Source organism: Variovorax sp. VRV01 (assembly GCF_014852545.1).
In the GTDB taxonomy this organism is placed as follows: Bacteria; Pseudomonadota; Gammaproteobacteria; order Burkholderiales; family Burkholderiaceae_C; genus Variovorax; species Variovorax beijingensis_A.
This window is the reverse complement of sequence record NZ_JACVBS010000009.1, coordinates 272,434-292,188: the sequence shown is the minus strand read 5'-3', so window position 1 is coordinate 292,188 and position 19,755 is coordinate 272,434. Positions and strand designations below refer to the sequence as shown.

Here is a 19,755-nt window from a genome sequence, read left to right as displayed (position 1 = left end):
CGAAGACGGTGATGTCGTACAGGTCGGGCGCGAGCTTCAGGAGCTCCTCCAGCGTGCGCACGCCGGCCATGCCGTTGCCGACCATCACGAGCTTGAGTTTCTTCATCATGGGTGGGCCTTTCGGGGAATCAGCTGATTCGAAACAACAATGCAAATGCCGAAGCGCAGCCCTTGCGGGGCCGCGTTGTTCGGCGGGGTTAGGGGGTAGGAATGCCTGCGGAAGCGCGGGCGGGGGGTGCTGGGCGCTCTTCACGCTCCGGGCTCCGCTGGACCGCGGAAACCTCACCAAAACAGTGCTTCGTTACACCGTGAGCTTTCGGTCATGCAAAGACCGTGCCTGCTCCACACCGCACTCGCGCGGCGCGAAAAACCCGTCGCCCGGCACTTCCAACAAGCGAGCCGAGGGGTCAACATGTGTGCCGTGCGGCCGATCCGCACGGAGAGCAGCTGCGGCGCACCAATTCAAGGAGCAAAAGACATGTCGAATCACGTTTACAAGTCGCTCGAGCTGACCGGCTCGTCGCCGATCGGCATCGAGGATGCCGTGCAGACGGCCATCACCAAGGCGCACGAGACAGTCCGCAACATCCAGTGGTTCACTGTCACCGAGACGCGTGGCCACGTGGTGGACGGCAAGGTCGCGCACTGGCAGGTGACGGTGAAGATCGGGTTCACGCTGGAGTAGCCGCGAGCGGCGTGCCGGGTGCAAGAGAGCAGGGCGGTGGTCGATGGGCGGGCCCCTAGGACCCGATCAGGTGCAGCACCACCTGCCTGCGATGCGGCCTCACCCGGTGCTCCCACAGATAGATGCCCTGCCAGGTGCCCAGGGCCATGCGCCCGTTCGTCACGGGAATCGAAAGCTGGACCGCGGTCAGCGCCGAACGTACATGGGCCGGCATGTCGTCCGGCCCTTCGTCGCGGTGCCGGAACAGCGGATCGCCGTCGGGCACCAGGCGCGCAAGGAAACGGTCGAGGTCTGCCTGCACATCCGGATCCGCGTTCTCCTGCACCAGCAGGCTGGCCGAGGTATGGCGGATGAAGAGCGTCAGCAGCCCGGTTTGAAAGCTGGTGCGTTCGACCCATTGCGCGACGGTGCCGGTGATTTCCAGAAGGCCGCGGCCATCGGTGTCGAAGTCGAGCGTGGTGGTGGTCTGGCTGAGCATCGCAATCAGCACTTTAGCGCTGGAAATTCCGCGTACGTGCCCGAGATGCACGCCACCGGGGTACCTACCGGGCGAAAAATGAGTCGCCGACGAGCGTGGCCCGGGACTAACATGCAATCGTTCGACGCGCGGTTTCGCACGAGGCTGCCGCGGACCAACTGCTCACTCGTGCAAGGAGAGTAGTGATGGCAAGTCCTATGAATGTCACCAAGCTTCAGACGAAATCCCATGACGAGCCGGACGAGGTTCGGGAGCCGGAAAAAACGCGCGTCGAAGTGGTCCGCCTCGAGGGATACACGCTGGGACGCTTCAAGTTCCAGCCCGGATGGCGCTGGTCGAAGTGCATCAAGCCGGTCGTCGGCACGGAGAGTTGCCAGGTCGCTCACGTCGGGTACGTGGTTTCCGGGCGGATAACCGTGCAAATGAATGACGGCTCGAAGACCACCCTGGAGGAAGGCATGTCGTACACCATTCCACCGGGCCATGACGCATGGGTCGAAGGCAATGACCCGTTCGTTGGCTTCGAGGTGATCAGCGCAGAGGAATACGCAAAGCCCAAGAGCTGATCCCGACGGGGCTGCCGGCCGACTGCCAATGGCGACAAGGATTTACCGCAGCAACTGCAGAAGAAAGCAGTGGGGCATGGACGGCAAGGTCCTGCAGGGAGGAGTTGGCATCAATGTTATTTAACATAATGCACATTGTGTTCCTTTCGAATGGACTGCTCGGACGCCAATCCCGGCAAAACCCAGCCCGCCCTCAGGAACCCATGGGACTCACCGACGCCAGCGTCGGATCGAAGTCGGCCTCCACGCGCCCCACATCCGGCACCCGCGGATAGCGCAGTACGCGGTAGCCGGCCTCCACCAGCAGCGCCTCGCGGTCCAGGTCGCGCTGCGACTTGCCCTTGCTGCTCTTGTCGCCGCCGAACGCGACCACGGCCACGACCTTGAACGAACGGTCGCACACGACGAAGTCGGCGATCTTCCGGCTGAACGAGCTTCGCGCCGCGCGCGTGCGGGCCGTGAGCAATGCTCCGAAGCTGACCTGCGGCAGCACCACGAGGTCCGGCAGCGTCTGCACGAGCCGGTTGTACATGGCCTGCTCGCGCGCCGTGAGCGGCGGGCGCGCCTTGGGCTTGTCGACGAAACCGCTGCTGTTTTGTGCCGACCTCTTTTTGGCGACCGCTGCGAGCACCAGCAGTCCGACGGCCAGCAAAAAGACCATGAATAGGAACGTATTCATCTCTGCTTCTCCTTCAGCGCAGAGTCTCGCACGAGGCGCGGGCGCCCTTTTTTTGGCGTTTTCCCGGGCCTGCCGATGCGGCGGACCGGCCCTCAATGGAGCGTATGGAAGCTCACCATTTGCCATCCTTCGGAATGGCCTTGGAATCGGCCTTGGCGCCAGCCGCAGCCGCGATCAGCTGCGCGGCTTCCGGACGGTTGGCCTTGTTCGCGAAGTCGACGGCCGTCATGCCGAGCTGGTTCTTCATCGTGGTGTCCGCGCCTTCGGCCAGCAGGAGCTTCACGGCCTCGGTCGAGCCGTACATCGCGGCCATCATGAGCGGCGTGGTGCCGTTGGGCGATTGCGCATCGATGAAGGCGAACTTGTCGAGCAGCACCTTCATGATGCTCAGCTGGCCGCTGCTCGCGGCGTAATGCAGCGGCGTCCAGCCGGTCTTGTTGACGGCGGCGTCGCGCTTGAGCAGCTGCGCGACCACGTCCTGCTGGCCTTTGATGGCGGCCAGCATCAGCGGGGTTTCGTCCTTGGCATTGGCCAGGTCGACGTCGGTCTGCGGCGATTCGAGCAGCACCTGGACCACCTTGGGGGACGGTTCGCGCAGCGCAATGATCAGGCCGGTCTGGCCGTGCTCGTCGCGTGTGTTGGGGTCGAAACCGCGGTTCAGCAGGGTGCGCACGCCGCTCGCGTTGTCGCCGCGCACGGCCCGGAAGAAGTCTTCGAACGAGCCTGCATTGGCGGAAAAAATTGCTGTTACGACAGCAAGATACAAGAACTTCTTGATGTATTTCTTCATATTGCTTTGACTCCCTTGAACAGCGCTTCGAAGTTGTGGCTCGTGGCCTCGGCCACGGCTTCGAGCGGCAGCTTGCGCAGTTCGGCGATCTGCTTCGCCACAAAGGGCACGTAGGATGGATTGTTGGTCTTGCCGCGGTATGGCACGGGCGCCAGGTACGGGCTGTCGGTTTCGATCAGCATCCGGTCGAGCGGCACGAAGGCCGCCACGTCGCGCAGGTCCTGCGCCTTCTTGAAGGTCAGGATGCCCGAAAAGGAAATATAAAAGCCCAGGTCGAGCGCGGCGCGCGCCACTTCGGCGGTCTCGGTGAAGCAATGGAACACGCCGCCCGCAGCGTTGCCGGCGCCGTCCTCGCCCTCCTCCTTGAGGATGGCCAGCGTGTCGGCCGAGGCTTCGCGCGTGTGGATGACCAGCGGCATGCGGGTTTGCTGCGCGGCGTGGATGTGCACGCGGAAACGGTCGCGCTGCCATTCCATGTCGGCAATGCTGCGCCCGCCCTTGCGCTCTTCCATCTGGTAGTAGTCGAGCCCGGTTTCGCCGATGGCCACCACGCGCGGCAAGGCCGCGCGGCGCACCAGGTCGTCCACCGTGGGCTCGGCAATGTCCTCGTTGTCGGGGTGCACGCCCACGCTGGCCCAGAAGTTGTCGTAGCGTGCGGCCAGCGCCTGCACATCGTCGAACTCCTCGAGCTTGGTGCAGATGCACAGGGCCCGGTCGACCTGCGCCTCGGCCATGGCGGCGCGGATTTGCGGCATCTGGTCCGCGAACTCGGGGAAAGTGAGGTGGCAGTGGGAATCGGTGAACATGTCGTATCAGAGGAGCGGCGGCTGGCCCCATTCCAGAAATACCGCGGAACCGGCTCTGCCGGGCCGCTGGTATGGCCCCCGGTAGGGGGTGGGCGTAGCGACACGAAGTGCGCGCAGCCTGGGGGCGAGCTAAATGGTTTGTGTTGGCCGGTCGGAAGCCATCGAGCCGCCGAGCGCCGCTTCGATGCGGGCCTTGAGCTGGCGCGATTTCTCGTCCGACGGAAAACGGATGCCCACGCCCGGTGCCCGGTTGCCCGCGGCGCGCTGCGGCGTGATCCATGCGACCTTGCCGGCCACCGGGTAGCGCTGCGGGTCTTCAGGGAGGGTCAGCAGCACGTAGACATCGTCGCCCAGCCGGTATTCGCGCGTGGTCGGAATGAAGATGCCGCCTTCGGCAAAGAGCGGAATGTAGGCGGCATAGAGCGCGCCCTTTTCCTTGATGGCGAGCTGAATCACGCTCGGCCGTTGAGGCGCCGGGGCGGCGGGTGCGGGTGCGGCTGGTTGGTTCATGGGCGGCGAGCAGCAGAGTTTAGGGTGGTTCGCGCTTCGCTCACAAGCGCTTCCAGCATCAGGCCCGCATTGAAGGGGTGTTCGGCGGTCCTGGCCGCGTTCGCGAGCGACTTCGACCAGCGCGCGAGCGCCAGGTGCGAAGGTACCGCGGGCGGCAGGTCGGCGGCATCGAAGAAGCGCGGCGCGGCGCCGCTGCCAACGGCCATCAGGTCGTGGCAAAGCTTTTGCAGCGAGCCGATGGCCTGCGATGGCGACTGGTCCGCAAGCGCGGCCACGTCGCCGCGCGAAACGGCCTTGGGCAAGAGCGACCAGGCCTTGGGCGACTGGCCGGAGCGCGCAAGCCGCAAGGCATCGCTGGGGCGCCCGCCGGCGGCGCGCAGCAATGCGGCGGCATCGGCGGCGGGCACGTCCTGCGCGGCCAGCCAGGCTTCGGCCTCGGCCGTCTCGGGCCAGGGCAGCGTGAAGCCCAGGCAGCGGCTGCGGATGGTCGGCAGCAATTGCCAGGCCGCCTCGCTGGCGAGCACGAAGCGCACGTCGCCGACCGGCTCCTCGAGCGTCTTGAGCAGCGCATTGGCGGTGATGGTGTTCATGCGCTCGGCGGGATACACCAGCACCGCCTTGCCGCGGCCGCGCGCGCTGGTGCGCTGGGCAAAGCCGACGGCATCGCGCATGGCCTCGACGCGGATCTCGCGGCTGGGCTTGCGCTTCTTGTCGTCGATGTCGGCCTGCGCCTTTTCGTCGAGCGGCCAGCCAAGCTCCTGCATGGCGACCTCGGGCATCAGCACGCAAAGGTCGGCGTGGGTGCGCACCTCGATGGCGTGGCAGCTCGGGCAATGGCCGCAGGCGGTGCCGCCCTCCTCCTTGTTGGGCTGTTCGCACAGCCAGGCCGCGGCAAGCGCGAGCGCGAGTTCGTATTGGCCGAGTCCCGACGGCCCCTGCAGCAGCCACGCATGGCCGCGCTGGCGCAGCAGTTCCGCGAGCGGCCGATGCAACCAGGGCGAAAGCGCGGGCGTGCTCATCGCGGCGCTCCGCCTGCGGGTGCCAGCGCGCCGCGCGCAACGAGCGCCGCCTCGACCTGCTGCCAGACCTGGTCGCGCGTCTGGCTGGCGTCGATGCGCACGAAGCGCGGCGCATCGGCTGCCGCACGGGCCGCGTAGCCCGCCGCGACGCGCCGGAAGAATTCGACCGGCTGGGACTCGAACTTGTCGGGCAGGCGCGCGCCCGCCAGACGCTGGGCAGCAATTTCGGGCGCCAGGTCGAACCAGAGCGTGATATGGGGCTGCAGCAGCCCTGCCGCTCCCCTGCCCCCCTGCACCCATTGCTCCAGCGTCGACAGCACTTGCGTATCGAAGTCGCGGCCCGCGCCCTGGTAGGCGAAGGTGGCATCGGTGAAGCGGTCGCACAGCACCACGTCGCCGCGCGCCAGCGCCGGCTCGATGATCTGCACGATGTGGTCGCGCCGCGCCGCGAACACCAGCAGCGATTCGGTCAGCGGGTCCATCGGCTGTTCGAGAACCAGGCCGCGCAGGGTTTCGGCGAGCGGCGTGCCGCCGGGCTCGCGCGTGCGCACGACCGTGCGACCGCGGGCCTTGAAGAGCGCCTCCATCGCGTCGAGATGGCTCGACTTGCCGGCTCCATCGATGCCCTCGAGCGTCAGAAACAGGCCGTCACTCATTGCGCAACTTTCGGTTTGGTTTCGCCGCCGCCGCGCTGGTAGCGGTTGACCGCGCGGTTGTGGTCGTCGAGCGAACTGCTGAACTGGCTGGTGCCATCGCCGCGCGACACGAAGTACAGCGACTTGCTCTGTGCCGGCTGCACCGCCGCCAGCAGCGCCGCCTTGCCCGGCATGGCGATGGGTGTGGGCGGCAGGCCGCCGCGCGTGTAGGTGTTCCAGGGGGTGTCGGTCAAGAGGTCCTTCTTGCGCAGGTTGCCGTCGAACGCGGTGCCCAGGCCGTAGATCACGGTCGGGTCGGTCTGCAGCGGCATGCCGGCGCGCAGCCGGTTGACGAAAACGGCGGCGATCTCGGAGCGGTCCTTGGCTTTTCCTGTCTCCTTTTCGACAATGCTGGCCAGGATCAGCGCCTGATCCGCCGATTGAAGCGGCAAATCGGCCGCCCGGGCGGCCCATGCCGCTTCGAGCTTCTTGTCCATGGCCCGCATGGCGCGCTGCAGCAGCGCGATGTCGGTCGAGCCCTTCGAGTAGGTGTAGGTGTCGGGGAAGAAGCGGCCTTCGGGATGCACGCCGGGCCGGCCGAGTTTGGCCATCAGGGCGTCGTCGGGCAGGCCGACGGTTTCGGGCTTGAGCTGTTCGGCCTTGGCGAGCGCGGCGCGCACCTGCCGGATGTTCCAGCCTTCGACCAGCACGATGCTGCGGGTGGCCTCCTCGCCGCGCACCAGCACGTTGAGCAGCATCTTGGGCGTGATGCCGCGCTCCAGCTCGTAGCTGCCGGCGCGGATCTGGCGGTCCTGCCCTGAAATGCGGAACCAGAGATAGAGCAGCTGCGGCTGCACCTCGGTGCCGGTATCGGCCACCGCCTGCGCAACGCCGCGCGGCGTGGTGCCGGGTTCCACGGAAAGATCGACGCTGGGCGCGGGCAGCTTGAGCGGCTGGTGCACCCACCAGAGGCCGGCGGCGCCGAGGCCGAGCGCAGCCAGGGCGGCGAGCAGGAAAAGCGTGAGGAAGAAGCGGCGCACGGGTCCGGATGAAATAGCGGAGAAAAGAAAAACGAATCAGGGCGAAAAGTCGGTGGCCCTGCGGGAACCGGGGCGGGATTCCCTGCGGACCGGACGGAACGGCTCCGACCATGATAATTCAGCGATGACTACTGCCGTTCTCAATGGTGTTACCGCTCTTTCCGGCCTTGGCGTGATCCGCGCCGAGGGACCCGATGCCGCCAGCTTCCTGCATGGACAGCTCACCCAGGATTTCGCGCTGCTGGGCGCCACCGAGGCCCGCCTGGCCGCGCTTTGCACCGCCAAGGGCCGCGTGATCGCCAGCTTCGTCGGCATCCGGCCGCAGCCGGAACTGGTGCTGCTGGTCTGCAGCCGCGACATCCTGGCCGCCACGCTCAAGCGCCTGTCGATGTACGTGCTGCGCGCCAAGGCCAAGCTCACCGACGCCACCGAGCAATTCGCGCTCTATGGCCTTGCCGGCACCGCGCTGGCGGCCAACGGCCTCGATGCCACCGCCCTGCCCGGCCAGCGCACCGCCATCGGCGACGGCGTCAGCGCGGTGTCGCTCTATCCGGCCGACGGCGTGCCGCGCGCCATGTGGATCGCCCCGGCCGGCAGCCCGGCGCCCACGGGTCCGGCGCTCGATGCGCAGCTGTGGCAATGGAGCGAGGTCCGCAGCGGCATCGTGACCGTGACCACGCCGGTGGTCGAGGCCTTCGTGCCGCAGATGATCAACTACGAATCCGTGGGCGGCGTGAACTTCAAGAAGGGCTGCTACCCGGGCCAGGAAATCGTGGCGCGCAGCCAGTTCCGCGGCACTTTGAAGCGGCGCGCCTACCTCGTGCAAGCCGATGCACCCCTCGGCGCCGGGCAGGAAGTGTTCGCGGCCGGTGATGCCGAGCAACCCGTAGGCACGGTGGCGCAGGCCGCGCCGGCGCCCGGCGGCGGCTGGGCCGCGCTGATCTCGATCCAGATCTCGGCGCTCGAAACCGGCGGGCTGCATGCGGGCAGCGCCGGCGGGCCGGCGCTCACGGTCGAGCCGCTGCCGTATCCGCTGCTCGAAGACATCTAGTCTTTTTTCGAATCCCCCAGCGTCCGAAGACTTGGACGCCTGGCGCTGCCCCGAAAGAGGCAGCGCCATTTTCTTGCGCGCGTTTAACCCTGCCGCCGGCGCTGCTCCGTAGAAGCCGTACCGATCCACTCCTGGCAAGGAAAGACCATCATGAAGCGCAGACTCCTCTTCTCGACCGCCCTCGCATGGACCGCATTGGGCGTGCTGCCGGCATGCGCCGAAAGCCCGGTGCGGCCGCCGCCTTCGACCTTCAACCGCATCGGTTCGCTGATGCAGCTCAGCGTGGTCGACCGCGCGAGCGGCCGCGAACTGCCGATCTACCGCCACCGCGGCGAATACTGGGTAGCGGGCCGGCCCGGCACGCGCTACGCGATCCGCGCGCGCAATGCGGTGGGCGAACGCGTCATGGCCGTGATGTCGGTGGACGGCGTCAACATCGTGACGGGCGAAACCGCGGGCGTGCTGCAGAACGGCTATGTGTTTTCCGGTGGCGAGCGCAGCGACATCACCGGCTGGCGCAAGAGCGATTCGCAGATCGCGGCCTTCGAATTCACCTCCATCGGCAATTCGTACGCAAGCCGCACTGGGCGGCCGGACGACGTGGGCGTGATCGGCGTCGCGATGTTCCACGAGCGTGTGCCCGAGCCGCCTTCGCTGCCGCCGGCGGTGGCGGAGGCCGCACCCGCTGCACCTGCCGCACAGGCCCGCTCCGCCGACAGCGCCTTGGGCGCTGAATCCGCCGCATCGGCGAAAGGCAGCCTGGCCCGGCCATCGCCGCCCAGCCCGAGCCTGGGCACCGCCCACGGCCGGCGCGAGACCTCGCACGTAGGCCACACCACCTTCGAACGCGCACAGTCCACGCCCGACGAGGTGGTTCGCATCCGCTACGACAGCCGCGAGAACCTCATTGCCGCGGGTGTGATTCCGGTGCCTCCACCCGCTCGCTGGCCGCGCCCCGAGGGCCCGTCCGCCTTCCCGGGTTCGGAGATGGGCTACGTGCCCGATCCGCCGGCGCGCTATTGAGCGCCGTCTCGGGCGCTGCGATCAGGCCAGCGTGCGGCGCATCTCGATGTGCGGAATGCCGGCTTCCTCGAAAGGCTCGCCATGCACGGCGTAGCCCAGCCGCGCATAGAAGCGCTCGGCGCTGCGCTGCGCATGCAGGCCGATCTCGCGGTCGCCGCGCGCCTTGGCGGCCGCCTCCAACGCCTGCATCACGGCGGCACCGTGGCCGCCGCTGCGCAGCGCGCGGTGCACGGCCATGCGGCCGAGCATGGCCGTGCCGTCGACCGCGTCGAGCAGCCGGCCGGTCGCGATCACCTGGCCGAGCCGGTTGCGGGCCACCGCATGCAGCACCACGGCATCGTGCGCGTCCCACTCCAGTTCCTTGGGAATGTTCTGCTCCTCGATGAAGACCGCGCGCCGCAGCGCACCCGCGCCTTCGCCCAGCGTTTTCCAGCCGCCCGTTTCCACCGTGCGCATCGGCTCGCCGGCCTCGAAGCCCGTGAGGATTTCGCGCAAGGCAGGCGGCACCGGCTTCGAGGTTTGCGTGGCCGGGTCGGCAAACACATAGACGAGTTCGCAGCCCACCAGGTACTGGTTCTGCCGGAACAGCGCGCCCTCGAAGACGATGGACGAATTGCCAATGCGCGCGCACTTCATGCCCACGTCGATCACGTCGTCCATACGCGCGGAGGCGCGAAAGTCGACCGTGGCCTTGCGCACGTAGAGGTCGCCGCCCAGCGCATGCATGGCCTCTTCGTACGGCAGCGCGAGCGCACGCCAGTAGTCGGCAATGGCGGTGTCGAAGTACATCAGGTAGTGCGCATTGAATACGATCTTCTGCATGTCGACTTCGGCCCAGCGCACGCGCAGGCGGTGAAAGAAGCGAAAGTCTTTTCGTTGGGGCGTGGCTTCGTCGGTCATGGGTTCAGTGCGTCCTTGAGTGCACGGGCCGCGTCGTCCTGCGCCTGCAGCGCCTCGGGGATGGCGCGGCCCATTTTCAGAAATTCGTGGATCACGCCGCGGTAGATTTCCAGGTCGACCGCCACGCCCGCGGCACGGAGCTTGTCGGCGTAGGCAATGCCCTCGTCCACCACCGGATCGCATTCGGCCAGGCCGATCCATGCAGGCGCCACGCCGTCGACGTCGTCGGCCAGCAGCGGCGCAAAGCGCCAGTCGTCGCGGTCGGCCGGCGTGCGCACGTACTGGCCGAAGAAATAGTCGATCAGCGCCTTGGTCAGCAGCGGGCCATGGGCGTAGCGCCGGTGCGAGGCCGTGTCCTGGTGCGCCGCGGTGCCGGGATAGATGAGCATCTGCAGCGCGAGCGGCAGGCCCGCGTCGCGCGCGAGGATGGCGCACACAGCGGCCAGCGTGCCGCCGGCGCTGTCGCCGCCCACCGCAAGGCGCTCGATGTCGACGCCGACGCGGCCCCCTTCGTGGGCGAGGAAGGCGAAGGCATCCCATGCATCGTTCGATGCCGTCGGAAACTTGAATGCGGGCGCCAGCCGGTAGTCGACCGACACCACCGCGCAGCCGCTCTTGCTGCTCAGCACGCGGCACAGCGTATCGTGCGTGCGGATGTTGCCGACCGTGAAGCCGCCGCCATGGAAATACATCAGCGCCGGCAGCACCGCCGTTGCCGACGGGGCGTAGAGCCGCGCAGGAATCGCGAAGCCATCGCGCGCCGGAATGGTGAAATCATCGACGCGCGCCAGCGCGGGCTTCGGCACTTCGAGCACGCCCGCGCCTTTCTCGTAGGATGCCTTGGCCTCGTCGGGTGTGAGCTGGTCGAGCGAAGGATGGCCGGCCCGCGCCATGCGCTCGACCACGCCGGCCATCTTCGCGGTGAGCGGCGGCTGCCATGTGCCGGGCGCGACAGCGGCAAGGGTTTTGTTCATGTGCAAGACTGTCCCTGCTTGTTAGATTTGGGTGGTCTGCAATCGTACTGCCCCAGGCAAACCCACCTCATGGCCCTCATCCAATACCTCACCCAGATCCAGTTCGAATTCGGCGCCATCCAGCTGCTGTCCAGCGAATGCGCGCGCATCGGCATCAACCGGCCGCTGATCGTGACCGACGCGGGCGTGCGCGCGGCCGGCGTGCTGCAGAAGGCGCTCGATGCCATTGCCGACCTCGAGGTGGCGGTGTTCGACCAGACGCCTTCCAACCCCACCGAGGCCGCCGTGCGGGCGGCCGTCGAGCTGTACCGCAGCGGCCGCTGCGACGGACTCATCGCGGTGGGTGGCGGCTCCGCCATCGATTGCGCCAAGGGCGTGGCGATTGCGGCCACGCACGAAGGCCCGCTCAAGACCTACGCCACCATCGAGGGCGGCTCGCCCAAGATCACCGAGCGCGCGGTGCCGCTCATTGCGGTGCCCACCACCAGCGGCACCGGCAGCGAGGTGGCGCGCGGCGCCATCGTGATCGTCGACGACCACCGCAAGCTCGGCTTCCACAGCTGGTTCCTGATGCCCAAGGCCGCCATCTGCGACCCCGAGCTCACGCTCGGCCTGCCGCCCCGGCTCACCGCCGCCACCGGCATGGACGCCATTGCGCACTGCATGGAAACCTTCATGTCGGCTGCGTTCAATCCGCCGGCCGACGGCATCGGCCTGGACGGCCTGGAGCGCGCCTGGCTGCACATCGAACGCGCCACAAAAGACGGCAGCGACCGCGAGGCGCGCCTCAATCTCATGAGCGCGTCGATGCAGGGCGCCATGGCGTTCCAGAAGGGCCTGGGCTGCGTCCATTCGCTGAGCCACAGCCTGGGCGGCGTCGACCCGCGCCTGCACCACGGCACGCTCAACGCCCTCTTCCTGCCGGCCGTGATCCACTTCAATGCGGGCGCCGAATCGGTGCAGAAGGAGCAGCGGCTGCAGCGCATGGCGAGGGCCATGCACCTCGATTCGCCCGGCGATCTCGGCGACGCGATCCGCGACATGAACGCGCGCCTCGGCCTGCCCAAGGGCCTGGCCGAAGTGGGCGTCACGCCTGCGCTGTTCGAGCAGATCATCGACGGGGCCATGGCCGACCACTGCCACAAGACCAACCCGCGGCTGGCTTCGCGCGACGACTACAAGGCGATGCTCGAAGCCTCGATGTAAGGGAGGAGATCCCTCTCGCGTCATGTATATGACATAAGGAATTTCTAGACTGGCACTCGAAGGCTTCGCATTCGCAGAAGCCCCAAGGGCCAGGGAAATTTCGAATGCCACGTACCGTCCAGGTTCACACCGTACTCAACGCCGAGCAGCTCAAGTTCCGCGCGATGCGGGGACAGGAAGGCCTCTCGCAGCTGTTCGAGTTCGAGGTCGACATGGTCAGCCCGAGCTTCAATCTCGACCTGAAGACGCTGCTGGGTACTTCGCTCACGCTCGAACTGCAGGACGAAGGCGCCTCGCGCTTTCTCAACGGCACCGTGGTGCGCTTCGAGCTGGTGGGCCGCGCCAACGAAACCGGCCGCCACTACATCTACCGCGCGCTGGTGCAACCCTGGCTCTGGTATCTCACGCGCACCACCGACTGCCGCATCTTCCAGAACAAGAGCGTGCCCGAGGTGCTCGACGAGGTGCTCGGCAAATACGGCTTCGAGTACGAGAAGCGCCTCTCGGGCAGCTACCGGCCCTGGGAATACTGCGTGCAATACCAGGAGAGCGACTTCGCCTTCGTCTGCCGCCTCATGGAGCACGAGGGCATCGCCTACCATTTCGAGCACCGCAACGGCTCGCACCTGCTGGTGCTGGCCGACGACGTGGGCGGCTACAGCACCCTGCCGGGCCACGCCACCATTGCCTACCGTCCGCGCGACCGCGTGGTGAATGCGATGGAGCCCTGCATCGACCAGTGGCGCATCTCGGAGCAGATCACCTCGGGCCGCGTGATGCTCGACGACTTCGACTTCAGGAAGTCGCGCGCCTCTCTGCAGAGCGTGCAGCAGGACCCGAAAGGCCACGATCATTCAGGCTACGAAGTCTATGAATGGCTGGGCGGCTACAGCGAGAACGACCAGGGCGACAGCTACGCGAAGATCCGCCTTCAAGAGCTGCAGTGCGCGCACGAACTGGCCACGGGGCACACCAACGTGGCCGGCATGGCACCGGGCTACCTGTTCCAGATGACGCACTGCCCGCGCGAGGCCGACAACCGCGAATACCTCGTCACCCAGACCCGCTACGACCTGCAGGAGCCCGAGTACGCCACCGGCGGCACCGCCGAATCGGTGTGCGAGTTCGACTTCACCGTGCTGCCCTCCAGCGTGCCCTACCGCCCCGCGCGCAAGACGCCCAAGCCGCGCACCAACGGCCCGCAGACCGCCACCGTGGTCGGCCCCGAAGAAATCTGGACCGACCGCTTCGGGCGCGTGAAGCTGCAGTTCCGCTGGGACCGCTACGGCCAGTCGGACGAGAACAGCTCGTGCTGGGTGCGCGTGTCGAGCAACTGGGCCGGCTCCAACTACGGCACCATGCACATGCCGCGCGTGGGCCAGGAAGTGATCGTCGATTTCATCGGCGGCGAGCCCGACCGTCCCATCATCACCGGCCGCGTCTACAACAACGACCAGATGCCGCCCTGGGAGCTGCCCGCCAACGCCACGGCCAGCGGCATCCTCACGCGCTCCAGCAGCGGCGGCGCGGCCAACCAGGCCAACATGCTGCGCTTCGAGGACCGCACGGGCGCCGAGCAGATCCTGCTGCATGCCGAGCGCAACCTCGACGTCGAAGTGGAGGCGGACGAAACCCACACCACCGACGGCACCCGCACCACCCTCATCAAGGGCCACGAGTCGGCTACCTACCAGAGCGGCGAGACGCGCGACATCACCGCGGGCGCCAAGGAAACCATCACCGGCGGCGACACGCGCGACGTGGCCGGCGGCTTCAGCGAAACGGTCAGCGGTGGCGTGACCCAGACGATTTCGGGTGGCAAGAAGCGCACGCTCAGCGGCGGGCTGGACGACACGATCTCGGGAGGCGTGAAACTGGCGATCACCGGCGGCTTCCACGGCACCATCGACGGGCAGGAGATCCGCTTTGTCAGCGGTGGCCGCAGCGACACCATCAACACCTCGAACAACGTCAAGGTCAACGGCCCGTCGACCACGACCGTCACCGGCCCGACGGTGCACACCTCGCCGGACGTGACCTTCAACACGACCAACCACATCCACAACACGACGCAGCACGTCATCAACACCAACGTCTACAACACGACTTCGAACACCTACAACAACCTGACGGTCAACTACACCAACAACTCCGCCACCTACACCAACAACTACGCCAAGAGCAGCGACTGGAGGTGGTTTCGCCTGGGCGGCACCGGCCTGAACATGGACGTGTCGGGCATTTCGCTGGGCGTGGTGGCCGTGCGTTCGATGGCCATCGGCGTGCAGGCGCAAGCCATCGGCGTGAAACTGGAGGCTGTGGGCGCGGAGTGGAAGAACAAGGCCATGTCGCTGGGGGATGCCGGTGCGCTCATCCAGCTCGTGGGCACGGAGATCAAGACGGGTGGCCTGCGCGCAGGCATCCAGGCGCTCAAGATCCTGCTCTGAGGCGTGGACAACGTGCTCGATATCGTGCTGTGGGGAGTGTTCGGCATCGTCAGCCTGGGTGTGATCGTGCTCGCCGGGATCGTGCTCAGCGTGTCGCTGATGAGCCATCGCGCCTATGCCGAGGAAGGCCGGCTGTGGCAGCAGTTGCAGGCCGATGGGCGCCCGCTGCAGGGCGTCGCGGTTTCCCTGGTGCGCTCGCCCAGCGGCTACTCCCGGCGCGGCCCCGTCGGCCAGCGCTTGACGGCCGTGCAGCTGGGCGTCGCCTACGTCGATGCCGACGGCATCGAGCAGCAGGCCACCTTGCGCACACTCATCGACGAGGACCTGCTGGCCCATTTCTCCGCGGGCCGGCCCGAGATCCATCTGCTGCAGGACCCGCAGGACCCGTCGCGGCTGGCCATCGACCGCAGGCGCACCCCGCTGGTGATCCGCGGCGCAGGGCGCTGATCCCCCTGTGAAAACCATCAAGCCCCTGCGCCTGAGCGTCCTGACCCGGCCCTTCCTGCGCGCGCAAAGCCAGCGTCTCGCGCTCACCGTGATCGGCATGCACACCCTCGGCGAAGGGGGCGTGCTGCTGCCGGAGACGGAGCTCTGGAAGACCGTCTCTGCCGAAGTGGGAAACCAGTCCGCGATCGATCTCGGCATTCCCAAGCTGCAGCCCGAGTTCCTGGTGAGCGGCCAGGCCTACACCTGCCATCAGCAGGACAAGACACGCTGCGCGGTCGACCTGCGCGTCGGCGCCTTGCGGCGCCAGTTTCTCGTCTCGGGCGACCGCTACTGGCTGGATGGACGCGCCACCGAACCGCAGGCTTTCGACACCATGCGCCTGGACTGGCGGCACGCGTTCGGCGGCCCCGGCTTTGCCGCCAACCCCGCGGGCATCGGGTATGCACCCGAGATGGTCAACGGCCTGCTGGTGCAGCGGCTTCCCAACGTCGAACGCCCGGGCGATGGCATAGACCGCCCCGACCGGCGTCCGGCCCCCGCCTGCCCGGGTGCGATGGACGTCGATCTGCCCGAGCGCCTGAAGCTGCTGGGATCGGACTACGGCGACCAGTGGCGCGAGACGCTGTACCCCGGCTTCGCGCGCGACATGGACTGGCAGTTCTTCAACGCCGCGGCCCCGGAACAGCGCTGGAACGACGAACTGTCCATCCCCGCAGCCGCACCCTACGAGATCTGGAACATGCACCCGGAGCATGCGGTGCTGCGCGGACGGCTTCCGGATCTGCGCGCACGCGGCTTTGTGGCGAGAAAGTCTGCGCGGCCCCTTGCGCTGGAAGAGGTGCCGCTGCGGCTGACCACCGCCTGGTTCTTCCCGCACGTGGCGCAGGTCATGCTGATCTTCCACGGCGAGACGTCCATCGTCGAGGACGATGCCGCGGACATCACGCATGTCATGCCGGCGATGGAGGCGCCGGACAGCCCCCTGCGCCCCCTCTCCCACTACGAGCAGGTCTTCGAGAATCGCTGCGACCTGGAGAAAGGCGCGATCCATGCGCTGCTCGACGAGGAACTGCTGCCGGCCTCGGCCATCGGCCCCTGGCTGGACCAGATCGACGCGCGCGAATCGATCCTGGCGAGGAACATCAAGGACAGGGGCGAGCGCCTGCGCGCCGAGCTGACGGCCCGCGGCCTGGAGGCCGGCCACAAGGCGCGCCATTTCCGGGAACGGCCGCTGCCGGCGCCTTTCGGCAAGATGCCCACGCTGGCCGAACTGCCCGAGTTCATCGAGAAGACGCGCGCCTACCAGCGCGAACAGGAACGCAAGCTGGAGGAAGCCAGGCAGGAGGTCGCGAAGGCGGCCCGGGACAACGCATCCGAATCGCGCAAGGCGGGCTTCGACAGCAGCCGGATCATCGAGGAAAGCCAGAACGCGCAGCTCAAGGGCCCGCCGAAATTCGAGGCCGAGACGATCGTCAAGGGGCTGGCCGGCATCGCCGCGGCCACCGGCACTCCGGCGATGAGCGCCGCCGAGCACGCCGAGCTGCAGTCCGCCGGACAGCGGGGCCGGCGGGGCATGCTGGCGCTGTACCGCATGGGGGCTCACCACCAGGCCGCTGCCGATCCGATGGCCGCGCAACACAATGCGCAGGCGCGCGAACGCGTACTCGCCGCCATGGCCGCGGACCGCGACCTGTCCGCCATGGATCTGACAGGCTGCGACCTGTCGGGCCTCGATCTGCGGGGCGCCCGCATGCACCAGACCTTGCTCGAAGGCGCCCGCCTCCAGGGCAGCCGCCTGGATGGCGCCGACTTGAGCCAATCGGTGCTGGTGCGCGCCGACCTGAGCCAGGCGTCGTTGACGGGCTGCAACCTGGAGCGTGCCAACCTCAGCCTCGCCCGCTGCGAAAACACCAACTTCGCACAGGCCCGCTTCGAGCGCACGCAGATGGAAAAGCTGCGCCTGGCCGGCTGCTGCCTCGACGAAGCGAAGTGGAGCCATCTGTTGCTGCAGGGAATCGAGCTCGCGGATTGCAGCCTGCGGCGTGCCGACCTGAGCTACCTGAGCATGGCCGAACACTGCCGGCTGGCCCGCTGCGACTTCGGCGAGGCACGCCTGGAAAAGGTGCTGTTCGTGCAGGCCGAATTCGAGTCGGTGGATTTCTCCGGCGCCGCCGTCGAAGCCTGCAGCTGGGTCCACACACCGCTCGACAAAGGCATCCGGTTTCGCCGTGCCATGCTCAAGGCCACCAGCTTCGTTGGCACCACGGATCTTCGCGGGGCCGATTTCGAGGATGCCACGCTCGTGCATTGCACCTTGCGCGAGCTGCCGCTCGACGGCGCGAACTTCAGGCGGGCTACGCTCGATACCTGCGATTTTTCCTCCGCGTCGCTCAAGGGCGCGGACCTGCGCGCGGCGGCGGCGCCCGACAGCCTCTTCATCCGCGCCGATCTCACGCGTGCCTCCCTGCGGCTCGCCAATCTCATGAATGCCAATCTTCAGAAGGCCTGCCTGGTCGATGCCGACCTGGGCGAGGCCAACCTGTTCCGTGCCGATGTCGCGCAGGTCCTCATCAGCCGCGGCACGCTCACCCTGGGTGCCCACATCGACCAGATCAAGACACTGCCCCGGCGCGCCGAGGCGGGCGGCGCGTGAACGCCGGGACGCTGGCAGCCCAGGTCCGCAATGGTGAGCCGATCCGCGAGAAGGACTTCAGCAACATGGACATGAGGGGCATCGACCTGCGTGGCGGCGTGTTCAGCGAATGCAGCTTCCGGGGCGTTCAGGCCGATGCCGCGCGCCTGGGCGAATCCCTCTTCGAGAAATGCCGCTTCGACCAGGCGCAGTTGCCGTCGGCGGAGCTGACGCGCGCCGCCTTCCACGAGTGCAGCCTGCAGGATGCGGTGCTGGATGCGGCCTCCATGCCGCATTCGGTGTTCAGCGGCTGCACGCTGTCGGGCGTTCGGCTGGAAGAGGCCTTCATGGACCAGGCGAACTTCCATCGAAGCGAACTGCGCAACGCCTGCCTGGACCGTGCCAGCCTCGACAAGGCCGTGTTCTCCGAGTGCGACCTGACGGGCGCCTCCTTCAATGCGGTGGCCTTCTCGTCGACCATCTTCTTTCGCGCAACGCTGACGGGCACGCGCTACAACGGGGCCAGCTTCACGAACGCGATCTTCAGCGAGGCGGATCTTGCGGGGCAGGACTTCTCCGGACAGCAGTTCCACCTCTGCCAGTTCATCGATGCGGTGCTGGCGGCGTGCCGATTCCGCGATGCGCGCCTCACGCAGTGCAACTTCAAGGGCGCCGACCTGCGCAACGCGGTGCTGGCAGGGGCGCAGGCCATGCAGTGCCTGTTTCCCGAGGCCGACCTGCGCGGCGTCGATGCGCGGCGCGGCCACTTCCAGCAGAGCATCTGGGTCGACGCCCACCTCGACGGCGCGGACTTCTCGCAGGCGCAACTCGAACAGGGCGTCTTCCATCGTGCGCACTGCGGGCACGCTGCATTCACCGGCAGCCGCCTGGACTACGCCGATTTTTCCTATGCCTCGCTGGTCCAGGCCGACTTCCGCGATGCCGCCTTCCTGCGCACCGTGCTTCACCGCGCCGACCTGGATGGCACCAGGTTCAGCACCCGCCTGGGTACGCTGGATCGGGACCCTGCCCTGCACGAAGCCGAGAAGGTGGCGCTCCAGCAGCCCGAGCGCGCATCCCGCCTGGACCGGGACGTCCATGGCCGCCGCCCCAAGAAAGAAAGCCCATGACCTCCACCCGGACCACCGTCGGCGGCACGACCGCCACCGCACGCCATGCAACGCAAGGCGTGCTGGATCCGCTGATGCAGCGCCCTTCGCACGCGGCCCGCGCGGACTCCGGCATGCGGACCGCCACCGTGATCGCCTGCGATGGCGATCCCTGGTTCGAGGTCGGCCTCGACGACGGCCAGGGATCACTGCGCTGCCGCCGCGTCGCCAGCTGCCTGCTGCAACCTGCGCCGGGCGATACGGTGCTGATCACCTCGACCCGCCAGGGCGAGAGCTTCGTCATCGCGGTGGTAGCCCAGGCCGACCCGCGCCAGTCGACGCTGGCCGTGGACGGCGACCTGACGCTGGTGTCGCGCGCGGGTGGTATCCGCGCGCGCAGCGCCGGCCCCATGGCGCTGGAGTCGGACACCTCGATCGCCATGCAGTCGCCCGAGTGGCGCGCGCAGGCCCGGCGGGCCCATTGCGAGATCGGGGAGATGGACTACCAGGGCGGCCACATCCGCTTCAGCGTGCTGGTGTCGCGCTTCGTCGGGCGCGCCTGCGAGGTGGTGCTGGATCGCCTCAACCTGCTCACCCGCTCGAGCTTCCGCCTGACCGAGGAGGTGGAACAGGTGCGCGCCGGCCAGATCGACATCGAGGCCGAGCAGACCCTGCGCCTGCATTCGAAGAACACGCTGCTGACCAGCAAGGGGCTGGTCAAGGTCGACGCCGAGCAGATCCACATGGGCTGAAAGAAA

General features: G+C 67.5%; 20 protein-coding genes. 10 read left to right on the top strand and 10 right to left on the bottom strand.

What is annotated here, in order from left to right; all coding sequences use genetic code 11:
- The first annotated feature begins 478 nt into the window (after positions 1-478).
- On the top strand, positions 479-685 hold the full coding sequence (locus IB278_RS18375) for a dodecin (RefSeq protein ID WP_025569376.1): 207 nt from the start codon (positions 479-481) through the stop codon (positions 683-685).
- A 55-nt stretch (positions 686-740) separates the two neighbouring features.
- Here the strand turns inward: IB278_RS18375 and IB278_RS18370 are convergent, their stop codons facing one another.
- The gene (locus IB278_RS18370; RefSeq protein ID WP_192324696.1) at positions 741-1,163 is read right to left on the bottom strand and encodes a secondary thiamine-phosphate synthase enzyme YjbQ; all 423 of its coding nucleotides are present in this window, start codon (positions 1,161-1,163) and stop codon (positions 741-743) included.
- 185 nt (positions 1,164-1,348) lie between these two features.
- Here IB278_RS18370 and IB278_RS18365 point away from each other — a divergent pair, with 185 nt between their 5' ends.
- Positions 1,349-1,729, top strand: coding sequence for a cupin domain-containing protein (locus IB278_RS18365; protein WP_025569378.1), 381 nt, complete (start codon positions 1,349-1,351; stop codon positions 1,727-1,729).
- 193 nt (positions 1,730-1,922) lie between these two features.
- On the opposite strand, the gene IB278_RS18360 is transcribed toward IB278_RS18365, so the two are convergent.
- The 7 genes from IB278_RS18360 to mltG all read right to left on the bottom strand — a co-directional run bounded on the left by IB278_RS18360 (position 1,923) and on the right by mltG (position 7,208).
- Positions 1,923-2,408: a DUF2726 domain-containing protein gene (locus tag IB278_RS18360; protein WP_145747474.1), complete on the bottom strand. Its 486-nt coding sequence runs from the start codon at positions 2,406-2,408 to the stop codon at positions 1,923-1,925.
- Between the two features lie 112 nt (positions 2,409-2,520).
- The gene (locus IB278_RS18355) at positions 2,521-3,198 is read right to left on the bottom strand and encodes an ankyrin repeat domain-containing protein (protein ID WP_192324694.1); all 678 of its coding nucleotides are present in this window, start codon (positions 3,196-3,198) and stop codon (positions 2,521-2,523) included.
- Positions 3,195-4,004, bottom strand: a complete 810-nt coding sequence (locus IB278_RS18350) for a TatD family hydrolase (protein ID WP_192324692.1) — start codon at positions 4,002-4,004, stop codon at positions 3,195-3,197. Before IB278_RS18350 ends, IB278_RS18355 begins: the two co-directional genes overlap by 4 nt.
- Before the next feature lie 129 nt (positions 4,005-4,133).
- The gene (locus IB278_RS18345) at positions 4,134-4,514 is read right to left on the bottom strand and encodes a PilZ domain-containing protein (protein ID WP_012747958.1); all 381 of its coding nucleotides are present in this window, start codon (positions 4,512-4,514) and stop codon (positions 4,134-4,136) included.
- Complete coding sequence (locus tag IB278_RS18340) at positions 4,511-5,533, bottom strand: DNA polymerase III subunit delta' (protein WP_192324690.1); 1,023 nt, start codon at positions 5,531-5,533, stop codon at positions 4,511-4,513. The genes IB278_RS18345 and IB278_RS18340 overlap by 4 nt, the downstream gene beginning before the upstream one ends.
- On the bottom strand, positions 5,530-6,189 hold the full coding sequence (gene tmk / locus IB278_RS18335) for a dTMP kinase (protein WP_192324688.1): 660 nt from the start codon (positions 6,187-6,189) through the stop codon (positions 5,530-5,532). The genes IB278_RS18340 and tmk overlap by 4 nt, the downstream gene beginning before the upstream one ends.
- Positions 6,186-7,208, bottom strand: coding sequence for an endolytic transglycosylase MltG (mltG, locus tag IB278_RS18330; protein WP_145747470.1), 1,023 nt, complete (start codon positions 7,206-7,208; stop codon positions 6,186-6,188). Before mltG ends, tmk begins: the two co-directional genes overlap by 4 nt.
- Before the next feature lie 124 nt (positions 7,209-7,332).
- Here mltG and IB278_RS18325 point away from each other — a divergent pair, with 124 nt between their 5' ends.
- Together IB278_RS18325 and IB278_RS18320 are read left to right on the top strand one after the other, a co-directional pair.
- On the top strand, positions 7,333-8,259 hold the full coding sequence (locus IB278_RS18325) for a YgfZ/GcvT domain-containing protein (RefSeq protein ID WP_192324686.1): 927 nt from the start codon (positions 7,333-7,335) through the stop codon (positions 8,257-8,259).
- A gap of 150 nt (positions 8,260-8,409) precedes the next feature.
- On the top strand, positions 8,410-9,282 hold the full coding sequence (locus IB278_RS18320) for a hypothetical protein (RefSeq protein ID WP_192324684.1): 873 nt from the start codon (positions 8,410-8,412) through the stop codon (positions 9,280-9,282).
- A 21-nt stretch (positions 9,283-9,303) separates the two neighbouring features.
- On the opposite strand, the gene IB278_RS18315 is transcribed toward IB278_RS18320, so the two are convergent.
- Both IB278_RS18315 and IB278_RS18310 read right to left on the bottom strand, forming a co-directional pair.
- A complete protein-coding gene (locus IB278_RS18315) occupies positions 9,304-10,182 on the bottom strand; it encodes a YbgC/FadM family acyl-CoA thioesterase (RefSeq protein ID WP_145747468.1) in 879 nt (292 codons plus the stop codon).
- A complete protein-coding gene (locus IB278_RS18310; protein WP_145747467.1) occupies positions 10,179-11,156 on the bottom strand; it encodes an alpha/beta hydrolase in 978 nt (325 codons plus the stop codon). The genes IB278_RS18315 and IB278_RS18310 overlap by 4 nt, the downstream gene beginning before the upstream one ends.
- A 69-nt stretch (positions 11,157-11,225) precedes the next feature.
- Between IB278_RS18310 and IB278_RS18305 the strand changes: the two genes are divergently transcribed.
- The 6 genes from IB278_RS18305 to IB278_RS18280 all read left to right on the top strand — a co-directional run bounded on the left by IB278_RS18305 (position 11,226) and on the right by IB278_RS18280 (position 19,749).
- Positions 11,226-12,362, top strand: coding sequence for an iron-containing alcohol dehydrogenase (locus tag IB278_RS18305; protein ID WP_025569389.1), 1,137 nt, complete (start codon positions 11,226-11,228; stop codon positions 12,360-12,362).
- A 104-nt stretch (positions 12,363-12,466) separates the two neighbouring features.
- Positions 12,467-14,809, top strand: a complete 2,343-nt coding sequence (locus IB278_RS18300) for a type VI secretion system Vgr family protein (protein WP_192324682.1) — start codon at positions 12,467-12,469, stop codon at positions 14,807-14,809.
- A 3-nt stretch (positions 14,810-14,812) separates the two neighbouring features.
- The gene (locus IB278_RS18295; RefSeq protein ID WP_145747465.1) at positions 14,813-15,256 is read left to right on the top strand and encodes a hypothetical protein; all 444 of its coding nucleotides are present in this window, start codon (positions 14,813-14,815) and stop codon (positions 15,254-15,256) included.
- Between the two features lie 7 nt (positions 15,257-15,263).
- The gene (locus IB278_RS18290) at positions 15,264-17,909 is read left to right on the top strand and encodes a DUF2169 domain-containing protein (protein ID WP_192324680.1); all 2,646 of its coding nucleotides are present in this window, start codon (positions 15,264-15,266) and stop codon (positions 17,907-17,909) included.
- On the top strand, positions 17,906-19,018 hold the full coding sequence (locus IB278_RS18285; protein ID WP_192324678.1) for a pentapeptide repeat-containing protein: 1,113 nt from the start codon (positions 17,906-17,908) through the stop codon (positions 19,016-19,018). The genes IB278_RS18290 and IB278_RS18285 overlap by 4 nt, the downstream gene beginning before the upstream one ends.
- Positions 19,015-19,749 carry a DUF3540 domain-containing protein gene (locus IB278_RS18280; RefSeq protein WP_145747462.1) on the top strand — a complete coding sequence of 245 codons (735 nt, stop codon included), beginning with the start codon at positions 19,015-19,017 and terminating at the stop codon, positions 19,747-19,749. Before IB278_RS18285 ends, IB278_RS18280 begins: the two co-directional genes overlap by 4 nt.
- Positions 19,750-19,755 lie beyond the last annotated feature (6 nt).